21 protein-coding genes, 1 tRNA gene and 1 rRNA gene are annotated in these 21,533 nt (G+C 42.9%); 2 read left to right on the top strand and 21 right to left on the bottom strand.

The features are described from left to right. Positions 1-102: 102 nt before the first annotated feature. The 7 genes from ABID29_RS07370 to ABID29_RS07340 form a co-directional block, all read right to left on the bottom strand. Entirely contained in the window at positions 103-1,437 is a 1,335-nt protein-coding gene (locus tag ABID29_RS07370) for a dipeptidase (protein WP_354365513.1), read from the bottom strand. A gap of 184 nt (positions 1,438-1,621) precedes the next feature. After that, positions 1,622-3,124 carry a YfcC family protein gene (locus ABID29_RS07365; RefSeq protein ID WP_354365512.1) on the bottom strand — a complete coding sequence of 501 codons (1,503 nt, stop codon included), beginning with the start codon at positions 3,122-3,124 and terminating at the stop codon, positions 1,622-1,624. 80 nt (positions 3,125-3,204) lie between these two features. After that, positions 3,205-4,155, bottom strand: coding sequence for a carbamate kinase (gene arcC, locus ABID29_RS07360; protein ID WP_354365511.1), 951 nt, complete (start codon positions 4,153-4,155; stop codon positions 3,205-3,207). Positions 4,156-4,292: 137 nt separating this feature from the next. Continuing rightward, the gene (gene argF / locus ABID29_RS07355; protein ID WP_354365510.1) at positions 4,293-5,309 is read right to left on the bottom strand and encodes an ornithine carbamoyltransferase; all 1,017 of its coding nucleotides are present in this window, start codon (positions 5,307-5,309) and stop codon (positions 4,293-4,295) included. Positions 5,310-5,347: 38 nt separating this feature from the next. Next, a complete protein-coding gene (locus ABID29_RS07350) occupies positions 5,348-5,779 on the bottom strand; it encodes a GNAT family N-acetyltransferase (protein ID WP_354365509.1) in 432 nt (143 codons plus the stop codon). A 5-nt stretch (positions 5,780-5,784) separates the two neighbouring features. Beyond that, a complete protein-coding gene (arcA, locus tag ABID29_RS07345) occupies positions 5,785-7,017 on the bottom strand; it encodes an arginine deiminase (protein WP_354365508.1) in 1,233 nt (410 codons plus the stop codon). Between the two features lie 466 nt (positions 7,018-7,483). Continuing rightward, a complete protein-coding gene (locus tag ABID29_RS07340; RefSeq protein ID WP_354365507.1) occupies positions 7,484-8,164 on the bottom strand; it encodes a Crp/Fnr family transcriptional regulator in 681 nt (226 codons plus the stop codon). A gap of 113 nt (positions 8,165-8,277) precedes the next feature. Here ABID29_RS07340 and ABID29_RS07335 point away from each other — a divergent pair, with 113 nt between their 5' ends. Continuing rightward, a complete protein-coding gene (locus ABID29_RS07335) occupies positions 8,278-8,751 on the top strand; it encodes an arginine repressor (RefSeq protein WP_354365506.1) in 474 nt (157 codons plus the stop codon). Between the two features lie 117 nt (positions 8,752-8,868). On the opposite strand, the gene ABID29_RS07330 is transcribed toward ABID29_RS07335, so the two are convergent. Both ABID29_RS07330 and ABID29_RS07325 read right to left on the bottom strand, forming a co-directional pair. Then, on the bottom strand, positions 8,869-9,522 hold the full coding sequence (locus tag ABID29_RS07330; protein ID WP_354365505.1) for a hypothetical protein: 654 nt from the start codon (positions 9,520-9,522) through the stop codon (positions 8,869-8,871). 142 nt (positions 9,523-9,664) lie between these two features. Next, a complete protein-coding gene (locus ABID29_RS07325; protein ID WP_354365504.1) occupies positions 9,665-10,516 on the bottom strand; it encodes a helix-turn-helix domain-containing protein in 852 nt (283 codons plus the stop codon). A 69-nt stretch (positions 10,517-10,585) separates the two neighbouring features. Between ABID29_RS07325 and ABID29_RS07320 the strand changes: the two genes are divergently transcribed. Further along, positions 10,586-11,782: an MFS transporter gene (locus ABID29_RS07320; protein WP_354365503.1), complete on the top strand. Its 1,197-nt coding sequence runs from the start codon at positions 10,586-10,588 to the stop codon at positions 11,780-11,782. Positions 11,783-11,880: 98 nt separating this feature from the next. Here ABID29_RS07320 and ABID29_RS07315 read toward each other — a convergent pair whose 3' ends face one another. From ABID29_RS07315 to rrf, 12 genes are all read right to left on the bottom strand, one after another. Continuing rightward, positions 11,881-12,435 (bottom strand): GNAT family N-acetyltransferase, encoded by a 555-nt coding sequence (locus ABID29_RS07315; protein ID WP_354365502.1) that lies wholly within the window; start codon positions 12,433-12,435, stop codon positions 11,881-11,883. 1 nt (position 12,436) lies between these two features. Beyond that, positions 12,437-13,309: a 16S rRNA (adenine(1518)-N(6)/adenine(1519)-N(6))-dimethyltransferase RsmA gene (gene rsmA, locus ABID29_RS07310; RefSeq protein ID WP_354365501.1), complete on the bottom strand. Its 873-nt coding sequence runs from the start codon at positions 13,307-13,309 to the stop codon at positions 12,437-12,439. Positions 13,310-13,337: 28 nt separating this feature from the next. Beyond that, positions 13,338-16,115, bottom strand: coding sequence for a DEAD/DEAH box helicase (locus tag ABID29_RS07305; RefSeq protein WP_354365500.1), 2,778 nt, complete (start codon positions 16,113-16,115; stop codon positions 13,338-13,340). A 136-nt stretch (positions 16,116-16,251) separates the two neighbouring features. After that, positions 16,252-16,509: a Txe/YoeB family addiction module toxin gene (locus tag ABID29_RS07300; RefSeq protein WP_354365499.1), complete on the bottom strand. Its 258-nt coding sequence runs from the start codon at positions 16,507-16,509 to the stop codon at positions 16,252-16,254. A 2-nt stretch (positions 16,510-16,511) separates the two neighbouring features. After that, a complete protein-coding gene (locus ABID29_RS07295; RefSeq protein WP_354365556.1) occupies positions 16,512-16,769 on the bottom strand; it encodes a type II toxin-antitoxin system Phd/YefM family antitoxin in 258 nt (85 codons plus the stop codon). A 66-nt stretch (positions 16,770-16,835) separates the two neighbouring features. Beyond that, entirely contained in the window at positions 16,836-17,405 is a 570-nt protein-coding gene (gene rnmV / locus ABID29_RS07290; RefSeq protein ID WP_354365498.1) for a ribonuclease M5, read from the bottom strand. A gap of 227 nt (positions 17,406-17,632) precedes the next feature. Further along, positions 17,633-17,884, bottom strand: a complete 252-nt coding sequence (locus tag ABID29_RS07285) for a hypothetical protein (RefSeq protein WP_354365497.1) — start codon at positions 17,882-17,884, stop codon at positions 17,633-17,635. Then, positions 17,877-18,659 (bottom strand): TatD family hydrolase, encoded by a 783-nt coding sequence (locus tag ABID29_RS07280; protein ID WP_354365555.1) that lies wholly within the window; start codon positions 18,657-18,659, stop codon positions 17,877-17,879. The genes ABID29_RS07285 and ABID29_RS07280 overlap by 8 nt, the downstream gene beginning before the upstream one ends. Before the next feature lie 226 nt (positions 18,660-18,885). Then, positions 18,886-19,365: a DUF1307 domain-containing protein gene (locus tag ABID29_RS07275; RefSeq protein ID WP_354365496.1), complete on the bottom strand. Its 480-nt coding sequence runs from the start codon at positions 19,363-19,365 to the stop codon at positions 18,886-18,888. Between the two features lie 535 nt (positions 19,366-19,900). Beyond that, positions 19,901-20,911, bottom strand: coding sequence for a type I glyceraldehyde-3-phosphate dehydrogenase (gene gap, locus ABID29_RS07270; protein WP_354365494.1), 1,011 nt, complete (start codon positions 20,909-20,911; stop codon positions 19,901-19,903). Between the two features lie 450 nt (positions 20,912-21,361). Further along, positions 21,362-21,434: transfer RNA gene (locus ABID29_RS07265), tRNA-Asn, on the bottom strand. 5 nt (positions 21,435-21,439) lie between these two features. Then, positions 21,440-21,533: ribosomal RNA gene (gene rrf, locus ABID29_RS07260) — 5S ribosomal RNA — on the bottom strand; the annotation flags it as partial.

Below are 21,533 nucleotides of genomic sequence, written 5' to 3'. Positions count from 1 at the left end.
CTGACCGAGTGCAGCTAGTCCTAGTGGGTCGTAAGCCTGTAAATGGCCCAGACAGCCACTCTTATTTTACGACAACTGAAATGAACCGAGCAAGTCAGCTCTCTATTGTCCCGCCAAACGGTAAATGGCTTCGGCATAAATGTCCATGGCGCGGACCATGTCTGCTAGTGAGATGCACTCATTTTCCTGATGTTCTGTCTGGAGGCCTCCTGGGAAGCAAGCCCCATACGCCACACAATTAGGCATGGTTCTGGCAAAAGTAGCCCCTCCAGACGATTTAGCAGGTGTCAGGTCACCTGTCTTTTCCTGATAAACTGCCATCAAGGTAGTGATCAATTCACTATCCAGAGGCACATAAAGCGAGGCCAGGTAGTCAAATTCTTGGTAGGTCAAGCCGTAGTCTGCTGCGACCTCCGTCAACTTAGCCACTAAGGCCTCCTTATCCGCCAAAACCGGCAAACGCAAGTCCAAACGGATCTCCGAGCGATCTTTTGTGAGCGTCAAGCCAGCGATATTGAAACTCAAATCACCAGATGGCTCATCCGTAATCAGGCCAAAGAGCTTAGACGCTGTCGCATCTTCACCAACCGCTTCTGCTATAAAGCGCAGGACTGGGTGATCAGATTTGATTTGCAAGGCCTTGGCTAGGCGGACTAAGGCGTTGATACCTTTGGCAGCATCCTTGGCATGGCGAGAAAACCCCAAGACTGTAATAGTATCGCCATCCTCCTCGTAGGCAAAGTTAAGACGGTCTAGCTCTGCCTTAACTTCCGAGAGCCACTGGCCTCGGTAGCTAGCTTTGGCAGGGACAACATTGTAGGCTTGACCGACTTCCAGTTCAAGGTCTGCCGCACCTGGCCCCAGTAACTTAGCCTGTAAAAGCCCTTTTTCTGCATAAGTTAGAGGAAAACTGGCATCTGGAGCAAATCCCATTGTAGCTGGTTTTTCAAGAGCATTGTAGCGGTTCATACACCGCCATAGTGTTTCTTCATCCGTTCCAAAGATAAAGCGGATTTTCTTAGTAAATGTCACACCAGCATCCAAGAGGGCTTTAACCGCATACAGGGCCATCATAGAAGGCCCCTTATCATCCTGGGTACCACGACCATAGAGTCGACCATCGCGAATAACACCTTCAAAAGGTGGCGTCTCCCACTTGGTCAAGTCCCCTGCAGGAACCACGTCCAAGTGACACAAGACTGCCAAGGTCTCTTCACCCTGGCCAATTTCGGCATAACCATAATAGCCTTCAGGATCCAGATAAGTCTGGAACCCCAGGCCTTCTGTTAGCCGTAAGGTATGCTCCAAGACATCTTGAATCGCCTGGCCAAAAGGCGTGCCATTTTCGCCTTCATTGAGCACCGAAGGAAAGGTCACCAGCTCTTGTATTGCGGCTACACATTCCTGCTCGATGAGTGGGGTTACAACTGTTTTCATCCTGTTTCTCCTATCGCACTTGTTTTCTCTTACGCTTTTTCCGCTCAGATAGAGATCGCTCTATTCTGATATGTCTTCCATTCTATCATATTAATCATAACTGATAAATGATTTTTTCATTAGCCAACCCTAAAATGAGAAGCTGGGTACCTTCGTCCCAGCCTCAACACCTATTCATACCTTTCTAAAAGAAGGTGGCGATAACCAAGATAGCAATTGATGCGACGATAATGCCTGCAATCAATTTCCCGACAAACTTGTACCAAGTCCCAATTTCAACACGTCCAAGAGCAAGAGCTCCCATTACGATACCAGAAGTTGGTGCTACAAGGTTCAAGACACCTGATGCTGCCTGGAAGGCTGTGATAACCAAGCTAGCTGGCACATTGACAAACTCACCCAGAGGGGCCATGATCCCCATAGATGCCCCTGCAAGCCCTGAAGTAGATGGGATCAAGAAGGACATTGGCAGGTAGAAGAGGTAGGTCAAGACGATAAAGACTTGAGACGACAGTCCCTTCAAGCCAGCCTCACCCATGTGTAGGATACTTGCTGTAATCATCCCATCGTTCATGATAACTTGGATACCACGGGCAATGGCACAGATCAGCGCAACACTGAAGATATCCGCCGCACCAAACATGAAGGACTTAACCAAACGCTCCTCGCTCATGCCATAAACCAAACCGATGATAATGGCTGCGATACCAAAGAGCATAGCGCCTTCTGGGAAGTACCAAGTCCCCAAGGCAGCTGTCGATGAACCAATCACCTGACCAATCACTGGCAGGCCAATCAACCAGTCGTTAAATTGACTAAAGAGACTGACACCCAGATCTTCCCATGGAATAAAGCTACAAATCATCAAGACAAAGGTCATAACGAAGACACATAGAACACGTCTTTGGGCTGGAGACAATTCCGCCTTCACTTCTTGAGTCGCTGCTACATTGAAGTGGGCCATGTCTGCCTCACGCTGGTGATAAGTCAGTGATTTAGTTGGGTCTTTCTTAACTTTTTCTGCATAATTCGCAACAAAGGCCATCCCCATCGCTAAGATGACAACAAAGAATACCAAGCGCCAAATCATGCCATCAGCTACACTGACACCAGCCGCATCGGCCGCCACAACGGTTGCAAATGGGTTAACAGTCGACGCCAAACAGCCAATCTGAGATCCCAGCAGGATAATCGCTACCCCTGTGATCGAATCATAACCAACCGCCATCATAACAGGGACAATCAGTGGGAAGAAGGCCATGGTTTCTTCCCCCATACCGTAGGTAGAACCACCTAGGGCAAAGAGGAACATCAGGACATAAATCAACCATTTTTCACGTCCTTTAAAGCGTTTGACAATCGAAGCGATCCCCACATCGAGAGCACCTGTTTCATTGACAACGCCAAGGAAGGCACCAACCATGATGATGAAGAAGGCAACGCTAATGGCGGCATCAGTCGCCCCATGACCCAACATGGCACGGACAGGTGCCATAAAGACATCATAAATCCCCTGTGGGTTTTGGGCCACTTTTTCATAGGTCCCTGCTACCAAGTTTCCGGCATCATCAACCTGATACTGACCAGCAGGAATAATCCATGTCATCACTGCCATAAAGGCAATAATGAGCATCAATATAGTATAAGACGAAGGCAACTTAAAGCCTTTTTTAGTTTGATCACTCATTTTAGATCCTCCTCATTGTGATCACAAGACAGTATAGACAGCCCTTCTGCTCCCTTAGAACAGCTGTCTATACATCCGTTTTAATTTCCTTTTTCGATAATCGTGCCACTCTCGGACTCGATCAGAGCACCCAGATTTTCCAGTGAAGTGATAACGGCCTTTGAACTTGGCTTGTTGTTAACAAAGGCAATGGTCGCTTCAACTTTAGGCAGCATAGAGCCTGGTGCAAATTGGTTTTGCGCAATGTATTCTTCCAACTCGGTCACGGTTACTTTTTCCAATCGCGCTTGATCTGGTTTATTGAAATTAACAAAGACATAGTCTACACCTGTCAAGACGATAAAGAGGTCCGCATCCACCAATTCTGCCAGACGTTGTGATGCAAAATCCTTGTCAATAACCGCTTCAACACCACGCAGACTGCCGTCGTCTTCCTTGATAACTGGAATACCACCACCACCAGCTGCAACAACGACTTGCCCAGCATCAATCAGGGTACGAATGGTTTCGATTTCCTTGATAGCAACAGGTTTTGGTGACGCAACGACTTTTCTCCATCCACGACCAGCATCTTCTTTGAAGGTGGCACCTGTACGCTCACTTTCTGCTTTTGCCTCTTCTTCTGTGTAGAATGGGCCGATTGGCTTGGTCAAGTTGGTAAAGGCTGGATCATTTTTATCAACCACGACCTGGGTCACCACAGAAGCCACGTCTTTGTCAATGCCTTCTTTCAAGAGAGCATTTTGCAGAGCTTGCTGGAGCCAGAAGCCGATAGAACCTTCGGTCATGGCAACCAATGAATCAAGTGGGAAGGCTGGGTTTTTCTCAGAATCAGCAGCCAAGTGCTGAAGGAGGAGGTTGCCGACCTGCGGCCCATTTCCGTGAGTGATGATGAGATCATCGCCATTTTTAATCAATTTGACCAAGTGGTTGGCTGTTTCCACCAAGGCCTCCTGCTGAGCTTTGGCCGATGGATCAGATGAGAGGATGGCATTGCCACCCAAGGCTACTACAATTTTCCGTTTTGTCATAAATTCAAATCAATCCTTTCTCAACTGGATGCTAAGAGCATCCTCTACATCCAACAAGGTCCAAAAACGGACTGGGACTAAGTCTAGTCTCAGCCCGTTTGGCTTTTTGGTTGGTTACACAAGCTATTAAAAGGCGATTAAACCTTTGGAATAAAGAGGTTATCGCTAAGCGTAGCCGCCATCACAGCCTTGATGGTGTGCATACGGTTTTCAGCTTGATCAAAGTGACGTGCATACTTGCTGCGGAAGACTTCGTCTGTTACTTCCATCTCTTCAACACCGAATTTATCAGCGACGTCCTTACCATAAACTGTATTCGTATCATGGAAGGCTGGCAAGCAATGCAAGAAGATCAAATCTTCATTGTCGGCTTTTTTCACCAAGTCCATGTTAACTTGGTAAGGTTTCAAGAGATTCACCCGCTCTTCGAACTTGTCTTCTTCACCCATAGATACCCAAACGTCTGTATAGAGTACGTCCGCACCTTTTACTGCTTCATCTGCATTGTCTGTGATGAGGACATGTGCACCAGATTCCTTGGCAAATCCTTCTGCCAGGGCTACTACTTCTTCTTCTGGGAAGAGTTCTTTTGGTGAGAAGATATGAACGTTCACACCAAGAATGGCACCGGTTACCAAGAGTGAGTTGGCAACGTTGTTACGGCCATCACCACAGTAAACCAAGGTCAAACCTTCCAACTTGCCGAAGTTTTCTTTAACGGTCAAATAGTCAGCCAGCATTTGAGTTGGGTGCCATGCGTCTGTCAAACCGTTCCATACTGGTACACCAGAGTGTTCTGCTAATTCCTCTACCATGGCTTGGCTGAAACCACGGAATTCAATCCCGTCAAACATGCGGCCCAATACTTTAGCAGTATCTTCAGTGGACTCTTTTTTACCAAGCTGGATATCGTTGGCACCGAGGTATTCTGGATGAGCACCGAGGTCAATAGAAGCCACAGTGAAAGCAGCACGTGTACGAGTAGAAGTTTTTTCAAACAAGAGCGCAATATTCTTACCTTCTAAATAACGGTGAGAAATGTTGCGTTTTTTCAAATCTTTCAAGTGAGCAGAGAAGTCAATCAAGAATTCCAATTCTGCACGTGAGAAGTCTTTTTCTGCTAAGAAGCTTTTGCCTTTAAATACGTTTGTCATTTAATCGTTTCCTCCTGAAAATATCTTATCCGTTCATTCTATAATAGTTTGTTAAGTGATTGGCAGGGTTCGCCATCCTCTAAATAGCGTGGCCCAAAAGCCACATAGCCTAGACCTTCGTAAAAGCTTTTGGCGGTTAGTTCGCTGTGGATCACTAGCTCCTTAAACCCTTCTTTCTTGGCATGGTTTTCCAGAGCATCCATCACCAGGGTGCCATACCCTTGTCCACGATGAGGAGCTAGGGTGGCAATTCTCGTCAGGCGAGCACAGGTGTCCGTCTCTGGAAGGAAGCGTCCGGTAGCAAGAGGTCTATTGCCGTCATAGACGACAGCATAGACCGTTCCCGCCTCATCATGTCCATCAAACTCGTCTGCCATATCCATTTTCTTATCTATCACGAATACCTGAAAACGGATATAGAGACTGGCAGCTCGCTGAAATGGCTCACTTCCTACGATTGTCTTCACCATAGGCCTTAAATGTCTTCGCGCTCAAACGGCATTGACATACAACGTGGTCCACCACGGCCCCGAACCAATTCACTTCCTGAAATCTTGATCAAGCGAAGGCCTTTGGATTCTAGGATAGCATTGGTGATGGTATTACGTTTGTAAACCACTACGACACCCGGTGCAATGGTCAAGGTGTTAGAACCATCGTTCCATTGTTCACGACCAGCAGCAACCAAGTTATCACCACCGCAACGGATCAAGTCAACTTTTTCAACACCGAGGTTTTCTGCCAGAAGCTCTGCTAAATCGCCTTTTTCTTCCTCAATCCGAAGCGCTTCGTTTTCATAAGTCACAGAGTACACACGAAGATCGCCTTCGATTTCTGGGTGAATGGTAAACTTGTCATAGTCTACCATAGTAAAGACAGTGTCCAAGTGCATGAATTTACGGTTATTGGCAAATTCAAAGGCCAAAACTTTCTTGAAGCCGAGGTTTTCTTTGAAAATATTAACCAAGAGTTTTTCAATAGATGCCGCATCTGTCCGTTGAGAAATACCAACTGCCAAGACATCTTTTGAAAGGACCAATTCATCCCCACCCTCGATACGAGTGGTCTCATCACGATCATAAACCAAAGGTACTTTTCCACCGTATTCTGGGTGATAGGTGAAAATGTACTTCCCATAAAGCGTTTCACGGTTACGGGTATCGGCATACATGTGGTTTAGAGAAACCCCATTACCAATCGTCGCAAATGGGTCGCGTGTGAAGTAGAGGTTTGGCATTGGATCAATGGCAAATGGGTAATTAGACTCAACCAAGTCTGTCAACCCTTTTTCCTCAGATGGAATTTCTGGTAATTCAGACTTCTGAATACCTGCCATGGTCTTATCTATCAACTCGCGATTGTCTTCGATAGATAACAAGAGCTTGCGAATCGATTTCTTAGTCGCCCGACCACGAATATTGGCTTCTTCCAAGTATTCGTCGATAAATTGCTCACGAATTTCTGGAGTAACCAGTGATTCAGCCGCTAAGTCTTCCAAGTAAAGAACTTCTACGCCTTCATCGCGAAGAGCTTGTGCAAAAGCATCATGCTCTTTTTGAGCATCTTCTAGGAATGGAATATCATCAAACAAGAGACGTTCCAAGTAGTCTGGCATAAGGTTCTCAATTTCCTTTCCAGGACGATGAAGCATTACTTTCTTGAGCTTGCCAATCTCAGAAAAGACATGAATAGGGTGTTTAGTTGCCATAGTGGCTCCTTTCTTTAAAAATATTCTTGAGGAGAGTCATAACTCTCATTTATTTACATCTATATTGTAACCGTTTTCTAAGCTCTCTGATTAAGCGTTTTCACAAGGAAACTGTGACGGAATTCACGATTTTATCGCTCAGCTTCAATCAATATACAAAAACCAGTTAAATAGTTTTGTTAGTTTATCCTTTTATTCAACAAAAAGAATTTTTATAAATTTATAAAATCATTGATTTTTTTATTTTTTAAATAAAAGGAAGAAATATCTTTAAGTAAAGCGCTTCCATATTTCATTTTGGATATACACTTCATATAGTATTTTATCCATGGACTATCTGTCTCCTTGCCTCATCATGATCCCCTCATACAAAGTCTATTACGCCATAGTATTGGTCTCTAAACTAAAAAGGACCCAGGCCTGTTCCTGAGTCCGTTTTTACCAAACGTTCCATATTGAATCTCGCTCAAGCCAAATAGGTTGAAAAATAAGATTTGTCCAAAAAGGTTAACTGCCTGCCTTTAAAGCTCAAAACCTCTTCTTCCTTTAGTTGCTTCAACACATGACTGACCGTCTCCCTCGTAGTACCACTCATGTTAGCAATATCAATAGTCGTAATCCCAAACGGAAGTTTGTTGCCATTTCCGCACATCTCATGCATGAGAAAAGCCAAAGACTGCGTCACCCGAACCGATGCACTGGAAACAACAAGATTTCTCAAACGCACCTCATGTTGGCGAAGAAGTTGAGACAGTTTTTGGTAGAGCATTTTCATCTGCCTGCTACTGGCCAAAGAAAACGTCTCATAGAGATCTAGAGGAAATGAGATATACTCTAGGTTAGTGACTGCAGTAGCCGTAAAATGATAAGTTTCTTGTGAAAAAAGGTCTCCGTAGGGAAAAATCGTCTTTTGCCGAACATAATCTGTGTATTGAAAAGAACCTGTAATATCAAATTGCTCAATCTTAGCATAACCGGATAAGATAAGAAATAGACGATCCCTCTTATCCCCTTCAAAAAAGAGAATCTGACCCTTTTTTACCTTACGAAAGGTCATGGTTGCCACAATCTGATCAAATTGTTGCATCGAAAAATAGCGAAAGTCTTCTAGAGCACGCAATTCTTGATAGTGGATCTTTGAAATCATTGGAGTCCCCTTTTTTTATCATAGCTCAATACAAATACTTGCTTTGCTTCCCAAACACTTTGTGGTACAATACCATTATAACATACAATTTAACAAAGCCACTCGAGGATCCTATGAATAAAAAAGAAGCCCGCCACCAGTTGATTCGTTCATTGATTACTGAGACTAAGATTCGGACCCAGCAAGAGCTCCAGGAAGCTCTTTTGAAGAATGGTGTTTCTGTCACTCAGGCCACCTTATCCCGCGACATGAAAGAACTTCATCTGGTCAAGATTTCAGATGATCAGGATCCCCACTATGAAATCCATAAAATCTCTCCCAGCCGTTGGGAGCATCGCCTGCGCTTTTACATGGAAGATGCCCTTGTCATGCTCAAGCCAGTCCAGCACCAGGTTGTCCTTAAAACCTTACCTGGACTTGCCCAGTCCTTTGGCTCCATCCTAGATGCCATGCAACTGGACGAAGTGATCGCTACCGTCTGTGGCGATGATGTCTGTCTCATCATCTGTCGTGATAACGAAGCGGCAAAGGAATGTTTCAAAACCCTGAGCAACTATACGCCTCCCTTCTTTTTCAGCGATAAATAAAAATCAAATGCCCTGTGAGAGACTTCTAATACTCTTACAGGGCATTTCGGTTATTCTAAACATAATGATTCGATGAGGAATAAAGGTCTTGTAGCCTAATCTACCAGACCTGTCTACCTACTGAAGCACTTCTTCCTCCCAGCCATGTCCCAAGGCCTTTATTAGTAATGTTTCTGACTCTTCCTGACTATAAAGCTTGCCCTTGCGATCCCGAGGTCTAGAATCATCATCTGCAAGAGGCGCTTCAAAATAAGCTAACTCCTCAAAACTTGCTCCCTTTAGCTGATAAACTGCAGTGACAAGAGTTGCATCAGATCTGGCTTGATTAACGCTGAGACGATTATTAGTGTAGAAAACAAGCATATTGTCGCTCTCTTCAACCAAAATCGGAGCCAATAAGTCAACCACTTGCCCCTCCAGCACACCATAAGCTCCCGTATAAATGGTCCATTCTTGCTCATCACCAGGAACCTTAGCCCCAACTAGAAGCTCTTTTTGCCCGTCTTGATCTAGATCAATCTCTTGAGAAACGACCGTCACTTCCTCAAAACCACCATATCGCCAAGTCATGTCTAAACTAATCGGATTGACCAACGACCCTTCAGGTAATTTACGATCCTCTGCGCGAAGAGCCGTCTCGTAATCAGACACAATGGCCTGATAGACCTGTTCGGCAGTAGGTGAGTCCACCTTCTTCTCAGATGGTTGATTGACCTGCTGACAACCCACCAAAGGAAATAACCCCAGCACCATTACTCCTAAGCGTTTCATTTTAGGCTCCTTTAAGTAAGTGTTTTCAAAGATAGTATAGCACTTCTTTTGACCAGAAACAAGCAAATCCACGCTTTCCACTTCCTATGTTTTCCCATCACATTGGTTTTTTTATCCAGTCTGGCTTTAACCTATATTTCTCCTAAATAGCCCAGCCATGAAACTGCTCTTGGTAGGCTTGATAGATACCTTCGGGAGCCATGAGTTTCAAAACAGTCAAGGCCGATTCAATACGTTCTTTTCCTGAACTAATCCCTAGTCTTACTTCATAATAGCCTTTCATAAACTCAAAAATCGTCTTTTCAAAAAATTCTGATTCGACAATTAAGATTTCCTCAATCCGCCCAATCAAAACTTTAGCCCTATCTAGAAAGCCACGTTCAATACTAGCTTCTAGACAGTTAATGGCCAGCTGGATGACCAGTTTTCGATTGCCTGGATCATAGGGCAGGGTTGATTGCCGTTTTTTGATCACCTCCATAGTCAATAGATAGAGGGTTTCGTAGGTCATTAACTGCGCACAATTTCCCAATAAGGTCATCTCATACTGACCCCAATACTCCACTCCAAATAAATAGTTTGTCAAAGCACTCAATTCTTCATCATTCGGTCCAGGTTCTTGCTCATCCAAACTGCGGATTAAGGCTTTGATCATGGTGTCTAAAAAGCTGGGAGCTAGACCATCTCTCTCAACCTCTTCTAATATACGATAAAGCTCCATCACCTGACGCTCCGCATAATAAGGAGCAATCTCTAAAATAATACGCCTAAAATCTTCTCTCATCCCTGCAAAGACTAAAAATTCATCAAATAAGACTTGCAAACGGTTCAACAACTGGTAGAACGTTCCAGCTCCCAATTCTGATTCCCCGCGTTCAAAGCGAGACAATTGGGACTTCACCACAAGCCCTTCTGCTAACTCTGTCAGCGTCATGCCACGATCTTTTCTCAATTCTCGAATCATAGGGCCAAATTTTATTTTTCCCTTATTCACAACAAAAACCTCCTTTTCTTTCTTCTATTATATACTAAATATAGATTATTTTTGAAAAGGAATTCGATCATGAAACGCAATATTTCCCTTTTTTACCTGTATCAATTTTTCATGAGTGGGCAACTTAGTCGTGGTATTCTCATGCTCTACTGTCTCAGACTTGGTCTCTCATCCCTAGAATTCGGTACCCTTCAATCTATCTACAACCTCGTACGACTAATAACAGAAATCCCAACAGGCATTTTAGCAGATAAGATTGAAAGAAAGTCTGTTCTTTTTCTAGGAACCTGCCTCAATGCAGCTGCAACTTTAGGATTGTTTGTTCTTTCAATAGCACAGGTAACAACTCCCTTTGTCTGGTTGGCTATTTTCTTTGCGCTCGACTCCTTGGGTACCGTCCTAGCAAGTGGAGCCGATCAAGCCTTCCTCTACGAAGAATTGGCCCAGCACCAGCATGAGCAGCATTACCTCAAAATTCTAAGTAACAGTCAAGTCATATCCCTTTGCTTCCTAGCCTTTACCACCGCACTAGGCGGTCCTATCTTTCAAGTGATTTACGGGGCTATCTTTCTCTTTCAGGCTATCTTTTACCTTGGCGCTGGTTTAGCCATCGGGTTGATTTCTACTCCTGTAAACTCTAGAACAACTCCGTCCATTACAACTCTTTCCACCGGCACCACTGCTCATTTCAAGCAGGTGGTTCAGTCCATCTGCTCCAACCTAAAACTAGCTATCCTGATTACAGTTATGGTCCTTGTTGAGGTTTTTATCAATGCCCTCGTTCGCTTTATTCAAGGTGGGTTGCTCGTCTTGGGACTCAGTCCGACAGCTATTTCTAGCCTCATTGGACTAGCAACCTTCTGTGGTATCCTTGGAGCCTTTCTGGCACGGTATTGCCAGAACATTCCCTTACGCCACTTTCTACTTGCTACTGCTCTTCTTTTCTGTTTTGGCAGTTTCTGTCTTAGTCAAGGATGGGCTCCAGCAGTTATCTCCGGTTTTATCTTATTGAACCTTCTTATCGATCTCATTTTTCCCTATCTCAGCCATCACCTAAATCTAGCCCTTCCATCTGAGATTCGATCGACCGTCTTGTCTCTTAACAGCAGTCTTGTCGGCGGTATTTCCTTGCTGATTTATCCTCTATTAGGCTGGCTACTAGATCATTTTTCTTACCCTGTCGCCTTTCTAGCCACCGGTGGTCCCTTGGGCATCCTTCTCATCTTATTAGCTTTTGCTGTTTATGTAAAAAACTATGATAGATGATCAATCAAAAAAGAGATAGGCTTCCATGTTTGCACTACAACCACGAAAGTCTATCTCAGTCTTAAATTACAAGCCAGCGTCCTGCAGGGCATCATCTCTTAGAGATTCTTGGCGTAGATGACCTGATCTACCCAAGCCTCATCTTGATAATGAAAAGCTTTACAGATACCTTCTCTCTCAAATCCTAACTTGATCAAGAGAGCTTGTGACGGGGTATTTTCCTCATCAACATGAGCATCCAAGCGATGGAACCTGAGCTGATTTTTGGCAAGAGAAAGAAAAGCTTGTAAGGCTGCAAAAGCATAGCTTTGTCGCCAGAGATAATTATGGATCGAATAACCAAAGTCTGCCCAATCCATGTTGGCACGAGCGAGGGTGGCTAGATTTAACATACCGACGTGGTGACCATCGTGGGTAAAAACAGCAAAAATATACTGCTGGTCTGATTGCCAAAGTTTGTGATGATGAGCCACCAAGTTATCAAACCAGACTTGGTTGCAAGGTGTCATATCCAGATACCCCTCATCAAAAAGTGTCTGAGCGGGTCTTCTTTTATCAAACCCCTGATACCAGGACTCATAGTCACTTGATTGCAGCGGGCGAATGACCAATCGCTCTGTGGTGACTGTCAAAAATGGAATAGAGCTTGCCATCTTACATCCCCACTTCTTGCAGGCTATCGGCTAATCTAGCAAAGTCAGCTAGGGTCAGGGCTTCACCACGGACAGTCGGTGCCAGCTCTGCCATGCCAAGCGCCTGCGTGAGCTTGTCCTTAATCTCCTCTGACTTGCCAAAGTGGTTGGTCAGGTTGTTCCAGAGGGTTTTTCGACGGTGGACAAAGCAGGCCTTGGACACACGGAAAAAGAAATCCTCATCTTTGACACTGACCAAAGGCTCGGAACGACGCACCATTTTGAGAATGGCGCTGTCCACGTTTGGCGCAGGGACAAAGACAGTGCGGGGCACGATGAAAGCGACCTTTGCGGTCATGTAGTACTGGACTGCGATGGAGAGGCTACCGTAAGCCTTAGTGTTAGGCTCGGCGGAAATGCGGTCAGCGACCTCCTTTTGCATCATGACGACGAACTCAGCAAAAGGAATCTTGCTCTCAATCAGGTGCATGAGGATGGGTGTCGTGATGTAATAGGGAAGGTTGGCCACCACCTTGATAGGCAGGTCAGGGTTCTTGAATTGCTTGATTTGCGTCTGCAAGTCCACCGTCAAAATGTCCGCATGAACAACTTGGACATTATCAAACCGCCCCAGCGTATCCGCCAAGATGGGAATCAGGCGGTCATCAATCTCAAAAGCCATGACCTCAGCGGCACGCTCTGCCAAAAACTCGGTCAATGCCCCGATACCAGGTCCAATCTCAATGACGTTGACGGTCTCATCAATCTCGGCGGTATCGACAATCTTCTGCAAAATATTGGTATCGGTCAAAAAGTTCTGACCGAAAGATTTCTTAAAGGTAAACCCGTGGCGGTCTAGCACCGCCTTGGTCACGCTGTAATCTGCTATTCTCATGATATTCGTCCTTTTTTATTCAATTTGGCTACTCAGCTTTTTTCAAGGCGTTGACAGCTGAGGTTTGAGAAAGGGTCTTTGTCTCAAGTCGCTTTTTCTCCATTTCAAAAACTTTTTGGCGGAGTCTGGATTCATTACTCATATCTCTCTCGAAGTTTTCTCTCTGCTCAAACGCTTCTGCTATACTTGAATCATTAGCGAAGTCGTTAAATAATGCCGTTTTTTCATCAAGTAGTGCCATCATAGATTCGTCTATACTGTCCTCTGTCAGTAATCGATAAACAACGACATCACGTAATTGCCCCATTCGATAAACACGGCTAATCGCTTGTTGCTCAGTTGAAGGTTTCCACTGCGGCTCACATAGTATCACAATATTTGCAGCTTGAATGTTCAAACCAACACCACCAGCATCTATTTGGCTGAGTAATACTGTCTGATTGGGGTCTTTACTAAATTCGTCAATAATATCCTGTCTTTGTGCTGGCGAAATGGAGCCTAAAATCATTACTGGTGCCACGTTTGGCAATTCTTCTTGTAGACGATACAAGACCCCCTCCTTGAAAAAGGAGAACACAAGTACTTTTTGACCATTCTCTCTAGCTTCTTTGCAAATATCTATAATTTGCAATAGTTTTTTCGACCGTTCACCAACAAAAGCAGCTCTTCTCATCCGCATCATCCCACTAATGCCATCTCTAACAGCATCATCGTAAAACAATTGTTGTTCCTCTGAGAATCGAGACCATAGCTCAATCACCTCCATCTCTGGAAGCTCATCAAGCACCTCCTCCCGCTTACGTCTTAAATAGACAGTCGATAATTGAGTTTTAAATTCTTTAGTCGTCCAGTACCTACTTTCTAATTTTTTTCCTAATTCCACATTTAAAAGTTTTATGAGATGTTTCATCTCAGTTAAACGATTTTCCAGTGGTGTACCCGACATAAATAATTTGTATTGCGCCAGTTTAGAAAGCAACGTCGTATAAATAGTACGTTTTGTTTCAGGATTTTTAATATAATGAGCCTCATCAACAACTAAAAAATCAAAAACAGTATCAGCCATGGTTTCTGATAAAGCTTTAGCTTGCTCATAATTCGTCAGAAGGACACCTCCTTCGCTTTTCCATTTGTCAAATGTTCGTTGCCTATCAGACCCCCTGTACAAGAAAGTCGGCAATTGCGACCATTTTTGGACTTCCCTATTCCAATTTTCTAAAACACTTAAAGGACAAACGACTATCGTATGTTGTTGATCATTTTGAAAAAGATGATTGGCAACCGAGATGGCTTGAATCGTTTTACCAAGACCCATTTCATCGCCCAGAAGAACGTTTCTATAGAACAAAATGTATTGAGCACCAAATTCTTGATAAGAGCGCATCGTAACGCCTAAACCTTCTCTGTTTATGTTCACTTGTTTCACTTTATCAACAATCAAATCTGGTAAGTCATTTGGTGTATAGATTTTTTTAGAGCCCGTTAGTGCCTCTATTAGAGCATGAAAAGTTGCACTATTTTCTACGAAATCAGCTTTCAACTCTCTCTCACTATAGGCAGGGAATTGAAGAATATCATTTTGGTCGTCTGCAGTCAAAAATGAATTATAAGCTGTATATAGCCCTTTTTCTTCCTCAAGCCACTCTTTTCTTTGTTGCTCCGATAGAAAATTAAGTATGAACCGATTAGGAGCTAACGCTCTTATTTTTTCAAGTTTAATTTTCAAAGACTCTATATGTTCAAGAAAAGCTTTCTCTCTTGCTTCTCTGTCTTTAGGATAGTCTTTATAGAATTTTAACAGACCTAGTAATTTAAATTCTAACGATGATAGATTATCCACTCTTAACTTAGGATAGTAATGCTCCTTTCCTTGACTCATCATTTGAGAAATTATTGTTTTGATTAATTCAATATCTTCCTCAGGAATATGACACATCTTCTGTAAAAAGTCATTAGAACATTCCCAAATAGCACTCAAGTTGTCGAAATTTCTAGAAAGGTTTGGAAGAAATTTAGCAACACGCTCATCTGCATATCCCAATAAGTCTACCGGATAACTGGCTTCAATAGCCTTAATTTGAGTTTCTCTGATTTGATTCCAAACTTCTTTAACATCATCAATAAGCTTCCACTTAGAGTTCTGTTTAATAAATTTTTCAGCCAGTGCTAACGTTTCTAAACATTGTCGAAAAAGATACGATTCGGTATTGCTATCATCTATTTTTAAAATCTGCCTAATTTTAGCTGAATAATCTAGCTTGTGCTCACTTAAAGCGACTACTGCAGTGGGTTCGGAGAAATTATTCCACTTTTCTAGCCGATTATCTAAATCAACCAACAGCCCATAATTCAACTGAACCTCTTTTTTTGCTAATTCAACATTATGCTTTATCGTACGGTCTTGAAAAAGTCTAAATAGAGAATTTTTATCATTGTCAACAACATATTGTAAGTTTTTTTGCAATTCTTTAACTTTTGGAAATAACGATTGCTTATAGGCGGATAGATAAGCTAGAGATTTTTCTAAAGTATAAAGCATTTTAACCCACTCGACATTACTAAATAATTCCGTGGGATAAAAAGAATCTTTTAAAAGGAGATTAATGTCTTGAAAAGAGGCTTGTTTATTCAGTCTATCCAAAAAACCATCAGGAAGACCGCGTAGCCAATCGGCGTATTCTTTTTCTTTTTGAATAAAGTATTGTTCCTTAAGCTGATCTTCCAAAAAAGAAAATCGTTCAGATTCTATTATTTCAATTTTAGGAGCTATGCTTACTAATATCGTTCTCGCTTCTTGCTTTTTCATCCCATTTCTCCAACGTTTACCAAATATCTTGTATTAAGAACTCGAATTTTTAAATATGTTTTCTAGTTGAATAGGAGGAGTGATGAGTGATCGCATTGATTATTCTTTACACGCCTCTTTCTCTTTCAAGGTCGTCTTACCGATAATGATCCTTAACCGACAAAACATACAAGCAATCGTCTTCAACCATATAAATCAGGCGATTTTCAGCATCAATGCGTCGTGACCAAGTACCTTGATAGTCGTATTTAAGTGGCTCTGGTTTAGCAATACCTTCAAAAGGATGGCGTTGAATATCCTTGATAATTTTGTTAATACGCTTGAGTGTTTTCTTGTCCTGCCCCTGCCAATAGAGGTAGTCTTCCCAAGCTTCGTCTGTGAAACAAAGTCTCATCGCTAGTCCTCTAGTAGCTGGCGTTCTTGTGTTTTGTCAGCTCGAACGGCTGCCATACCGCGCAAAATCTTTTCTGATAGGTAGGCATTTTGAGCGACCGCAAGGGTTTCTTGAATACTGCTCCACTCGCTTTTGGAAATGACCACAATGTCCTCATCTGGATTTTTATTGACCACAATGAGAGGCTCAAACTCATCATTGACCTTTTTCATGTAATCCTTGAGATGATTACGAAAGTGAGAATAAGCAACGGCTTCCATAACAATTCCTCCTGTTTTCTTCATTGTAGCATAAAGAAAAAGAGTTGTCAAAATCTTGTACAACTCCTATTGCCGATAGATTGCCATCATTTCCTCCACCTCTGATAACCTTACTCCAAACAATCTCAGGCGTTTGAGGAGCTGTTTGCCATTGGTGTAGCCGATGCGTAAGCTCTGACCGAGGTATTCCCTGCGCTGTCGGCTATCTGCTCCCATCAGGAGCCCCAGCCGAATCAAGTCTGCCTGCGTGATGTCAAAATGGTCCTCATCATCATAGTGCCCACGCACCCCAGCCAACGCCTTTTCCAAGTCCTCAAAACTGGCGTGCTCAACCCCCAAAGACCGCCCCTTGGTTTTTGAACGTGGGGCTGCCTCATCACGGTTGAGAAAGGCATGTTTGACGGTGGGAATAGCAGAGCTGATGATTTTGCGAATCCGCTCACCATTGTAGTCTGGGTCTGTAAAGACAATCACCCCTCGCAGGTCATGGAGCGTCTCAATGCGCTCCAAATCCTCTTCCGAAATCGCCGAGCCACGAGTCTCATAGGTCTCCACCTCGTAAAAACGCTTGAGGTTGGCGGTATCGTCCTTGCCTTCGACGACAAGGACTTCTTGAATCGTGATTTTTTCTACCATCTACCCTCCCTTACCTCTAATCATAAATCGAAACTGTAAAAAGTGTATAGTAATCTTCATATTCCAAAATGCGACACCCTCCAAATAGACAGTACGGCTCCAGAAAAAGAAAGTCTTGTTGGTCTCTTTGGAGTGTTAGACAGATTGGCATTCCATTTGCCATTCTATCAAAGAAATTAAAAAATAATTGATTAAAAAGTTCCTTATCACAACCACTCAATATTGTCTCAAAAAAACGGAACTAAGCCTGGTGTTTGTTCTAGAACATGGCTCTCGAGGCTAGTTGTCGATAATTCTGTAATAACTTCAAAAAGGGTTGAAATATCTCTAGCAACATAAGCTACAACATCATAATTAAGGGGCGATGAGTAAAAATAATCAATCCCTTCTTTCTGGAGATAAGTATTTTCTCGTTTTGTCGCCTCAATATCCAACCTTGCTCTTAATTCCGAAGATAAAACAGCCAGTGCCTCAATCATCGTTCACTTCCAATCCGAAAAAACTCTTCGCATTTTCTGTCGTGACGCGTGCGACCTCTTCGCTGGTCAGACCTCTGAGCTCTGCGATATAGTCCACAACGTATCTGGTGTAGGCCGTCTTGTTTTCCTTGCCACGTTTAGGGACTGGAGCTAGGTAAGGGGCATCTGTTTCGACGAGCAACTTATCAAGAGGGATTTTTTTCGCGACTTCGTGTAGCTCAATAGACTTCTTAAAGGTGACCACGCCTGACAAAGAAATCATCATCCCTAGCTTGATAAAGCGCTCTGCCATGTCCCAAGAACCTGAAAAGGAGTGCATAATGCCACCACGAGGACCCACGCCCTCGCTCTCAATGATGGTCAGCGTGTCCTCCAAGGCGTCTCGCGTGTGGACCACAAAGGGCAAATCCAGCTCTTTGGATAGCTGAATCTGGCGGCGAAAGACAGCTTCCTGCATGTCCTTAGGATCCTCCATCCAGTAATAATCCAGCCCAATCTCGCCAAGCGCGATGACCTTGGGGTGACGGAGCTTATCACGCAAAAAAGCCTCGACATCATCGGTGTAGCTGCCAGCTTCCGTCGGGTGCCAGCCCAAGGTCAGGTAAATCTCAGGGTGCTGGTCCGCTAGCTCAATGGCCCGTTCGATGGTCGGTGCATCAAAGCCTACAACATTGTGGATGGTTACCCCCATTTCTTTAGCCAGCGTTAATTCATCAGAGATTGTCTCGGCAAAGTTTTCTACATTTAAATGTGTATGTGTATCAAAAATTTCCAACATGACTCTCAGCTTTCTCATTTCTCCTATCCATTATACCACATTCGAGTCCAGTCCTTTGATACAAAAAAGAAGTAGGACAAAAATCAATTATTCGTTAAAATTCGATTTTTCTCCCATTTCCAGCATTGCCCATCTTCAAAACTTCTAAACCGGGAAGTACCTAGCAATACTTCATTGACAATAGTAAAGAAAAAGCTAGAACTTTTTGTCCTAGCCTCTCTTTTTATTCTAATTCTTTGAACTGACCGTCCTTAACTTCTTTTAGACCAAGTTTTTCAAAGTTTTCTTTGGTCATTTTAAAGCTAAGATAATCTACCTTCTCACCATTTGCACTTTCAATTGGCATTAATTCTCCCAGAACATCAGGATCCGCTTTGGCTAAGTCAATGGAAGTAACTTCAACGATACGGTCATCTTGGTATTCAACCTTATGGTCAACCCCCTTGATACCATCCCACGCTCCAATATTCTGTGCTTCCATTGCTTCCTCTTTAGAATTAACCCCCATAGCAGAATACAAGATTGTAGTAGTTATTTCAAGAAGCGTAATCTTATCGCCTTGATATTCTAAATGATTACGGATATCCATTTGTCCTTCTGTGATAAGTTGGAAGTCAGCTGTTCCTGTTTTTGCACCACAGGCCACAAGCGCAATTGCACCTAACAAGGCTACCAAGCCTACAAGCAATTTTCTAAGTTTCATAAAAGAACCTCCATTTCTTTTTTTATCTTTCTGCAAGAAAAAACCTAATTCACATTTGTAAACAAAAAAGCTGGCACTTCTACCAGCTTAGGATTAAGCAAAACTCAAGGTGCTGAAGCGAAAGCTCAATGGCGTGTTCATTGTCCAGACAAGCAAAAACCACCAAGTTATGGTGATTACGCTCAGTCCTTGAGTCAACGCTAATTCTTCTAGCTCATGTCCGTCAAAGGCTGGGATAGTCAAGTGGGCATATTGTCTTAGTTCATCGTCTTCAACCAGTAATTCTCTGAATATCAAATATAAAAGGACTTAGTCCTTGATGATATCCACGAAATTAAACCGATGTATGATTACATGCCGACAATTATCATAAATAGCCAAGGCGCATATCTAAAACTTGTTAGAATACGATTTTGGCTATCTATATCTAATATATTCTACCCTAAACTTTTCTCCCATGCGATCTGCCAACCTAATAAAAGTAGTCAACTAAAACAGAAAAAGAAGAACCGTAGCTCTTCTTTTATATCACTCATTACTTAGCAATTTGTGCAAAGTACTCAAGAGTACGAACCAATTGCGCAGTGTATGACATTTCGTTGTCATACCAAGCAACAGTTTTAACCAATTGCTTACCATCAACAGTCAACACTTTAGTTTGAGTTGCATCAAACAATGAACCAAATGAGCTACCGATGATATCAGATGATACGATTTCATCTTCAGTATAGCCGTAAGATTCATTAGCTGCAGCTTTCATAGCTGCGTTGATTTCAGCTGCTGTTACTTCTTTGTTAAGAACAGTGATCAACTCAGTTACAGAACCAGTTGGAACTGGAACACGTTGTGCAGCACCATCAAGTTTACCATTCAATTCAGGAATAACAAGTCCGATTGCTTTCGCAGCACCTGTTGAGTTAGGAACAATGTTAGCTGCAGCAGCGCGAGCACGACGGAAGTCACCCTTACGGTGTGGAGCATCCAAAGTCATTTGGTCACCAGTGTAACCGTGAATAGTAGTCATCAAACCTTGTTGTACGCCAAATTCATCTTGAAGAACTTTAGCCATTGGAGCCAAACAGTTAGTTGTACATGAAGCACCTGAAATAACTGTTTCAGTACCATCAAGGATATCATGGTTTACGTTAAAAACTACTGTCTTAACATCGTTACCACCAGGAGCAGTGATCACAACTTTCTTAGCACCATTTTCGTGCAAGTGTTTTTCAGCGCCTTCTTTAGATGCAAAGAATCCTGTTGCTTCTAAAACGATATCTACTTCTTGAGCAGCCCAATCAATTTTAGCTGGATCTGGTTCAGCTGAAACAGCGATGAAGTCACCGTTCACATTGAAACCACCATCAACAACTTCAACAGTACCATCGAAACGACCTTGAGTTGTATCATACTTCAAAAGGTGAGCAAGCATTGCTGGATCAGTCAAGTCGTTAATACGAACAACTTCAACACCTTCAACATTTTGGATACGACGGAGAGCAAGACGACCGATACGTCCAAAACCGTTAATACCAACTTTAACTACCATGTGTGATTTCCTCCTTATGAAAATCAATTAATATTTTAGAGGTTAACCTCTTGTTTTATTGTGAAATGTATCACTTATAAAGATATTAATGAACATTCAACATTATTATTATATAATTTTTTGCTTGAAAATGCAAGATTTTTTCATTTTGAATCACACTTATTATGTTAGGACAGCTAAACAACCAGTCCAACAAGGAGGAGTTCCGGTGCCGGCGTCGTCAGACACAGCTGTCTTAGAATGAACAGGACGTTATCCAAAATCATTCGCAAGGAAACCGAGGAAATCATTCAATTACCAAACTCCTTGCCAAGTTTTTCTAATTTCAGCCCAAACTAGCTCAATCGGATTCATCTCAGTATATTAATTTATTTTTTGAATTTTATTAAGTATCCATTTAATAAAAAGGGAAATAAAAAAAATCCTAAACAGGATCCAAGAATCTATTTACTCCGCCAACAGGGCTCGAACCTGTGACATCATGATTAACAGTCATGCGCTCTACCAACTGAGCTATGGCGGATAAAAGCTAAGCGACTTCCGTATCTCACAGGGGGAAACCCCCAACTACTTCAGGCGTTCTAGGGCTTAACTGCTGTGTTCGGCATGGGTACAGGTGTAT

This window comes from Streptococcus rupicaprae (assembly GCF_040545225.1).
In the GTDB taxonomy this organism is placed as follows: Bacteria; Bacillota; Bacilli; order Lactobacillales; family Streptococcaceae; genus Streptococcus; species Streptococcus rupicaprae.
Note: the sequence above shows the minus strand (reverse complement) of the source record. Positions and strands in the feature narration are given on the sequence as shown.

Coding starts and splice junctions, on each gene's coding strand:
- ABID29_RS07370 (WP_354365513.1), bottom strand. CDS start 1,437: ATGAAAACAGTTGTAACCCCACTCATCGAGCAGGAATGTGTAGCCGCA.
- ABID29_RS07365 (WP_354365512.1), bottom strand. CDS start 3,124: ATGAGTGATCAAACTAAAAAAGGCTTTAAGTTGCCTTCGTCTTATACT.
- arcC (WP_354365511.1), bottom strand. CDS start 4,155: ATGACAAAACGGAAAATTGTAGTAGCCTTGGGTGGCAATGCCATCCTC.
- argF (WP_354365510.1), bottom strand. CDS start 5,309: ATGACAAACGTATTTAAAGGCAAAAGCTTCTTAGCAGAAAAAGACTTC.
- ABID29_RS07350 (WP_354365509.1), bottom strand. CDS start 5,779: ATGGTGAAGACAATCGTAGGAAGTGAGCCATTTCAGCGAGCTGCCAGT.
- arcA (WP_354365508.1), bottom strand. CDS start 7,017: ATGGCAACTAAACACCCTATTCATGTCTTTTCTGAGATTGGCAAGCTC.
- ABID29_RS07340 (WP_354365507.1), bottom strand. CDS start 8,164: ATGATTTCAAAGATCCACTATCAAGAATTGCGTGCTCTAGAAGACTTT.
- ABID29_RS07335 (WP_354365506.1), top strand. CDS start 8,278: ATGAATAAAAAAGAAGCCCGCCACCAGTTGATTCGTTCATTGATTACT.
- ABID29_RS07330 (WP_354365505.1), bottom strand. CDS start 9,522: ATGAAACGCTTAGGAGTAATGGTGCTGGGGTTATTTCCTTTGGTGGGT.
- ABID29_RS07320 (WP_354365503.1), top strand. CDS start 10,586: ATGAAACGCAATATTTCCCTTTTTTACCTGTATCAATTTTTCATGAGT.
- ABID29_RS07315 (WP_354365502.1), bottom strand. CDS start 12,435: ATGGCAAGCTCTATTCCATTTTTGACAGTCACCACAGAGCGATTGGTC.
- rsmA (WP_354365501.1), bottom strand. CDS start 13,309: ATGAGAATAGCAGATTACAGCGTGACCAAGGCGGTGCTAGACCGCCAC.
- ABID29_RS07305 (WP_354365500.1), bottom strand. CDS start 16,115: ATGAAAAAGCAAGAAGCGAGAACGATATTAGTAAGCATAGCTCCTAAA.
- ABID29_RS07300 (WP_354365499.1), bottom strand. CDS start 16,509: ATGAGACTTTGTTTCACAGACGAAGCTTGGGAAGACTACCTCTATTGG.
- ABID29_RS07295 (WP_354365556.1), bottom strand. CDS start 16,769: ATGGAAGCCGTTGCTTATTCTCACTTTCGTAATCATCTCAAGGATTAC.
- rnmV (WP_354365498.1), bottom strand. CDS start 17,405: ATGGTAGAAAAAATCACGATTCAAGAAGTCCTTGTCGTCGAAGGCAAG.
- ABID29_RS07285 (WP_354365497.1), bottom strand. CDS start 17,884: ATGATTGAGGCACTGGCTGTTTTATCTTCGGAATTAAGAGCAAGGTTG.
- ABID29_RS07275 (WP_354365496.1), bottom strand. CDS start 19,365: ATGAAACTTAGAAAATTGCTTGTAGGCTTGGTAGCCTTGTTAGGTGCA.
- gap (WP_354365494.1), bottom strand. CDS start 20,911: ATGGTAGTTAAAGTTGGTATTAACGGTTTTGGACGTATCGGTCGTCTT.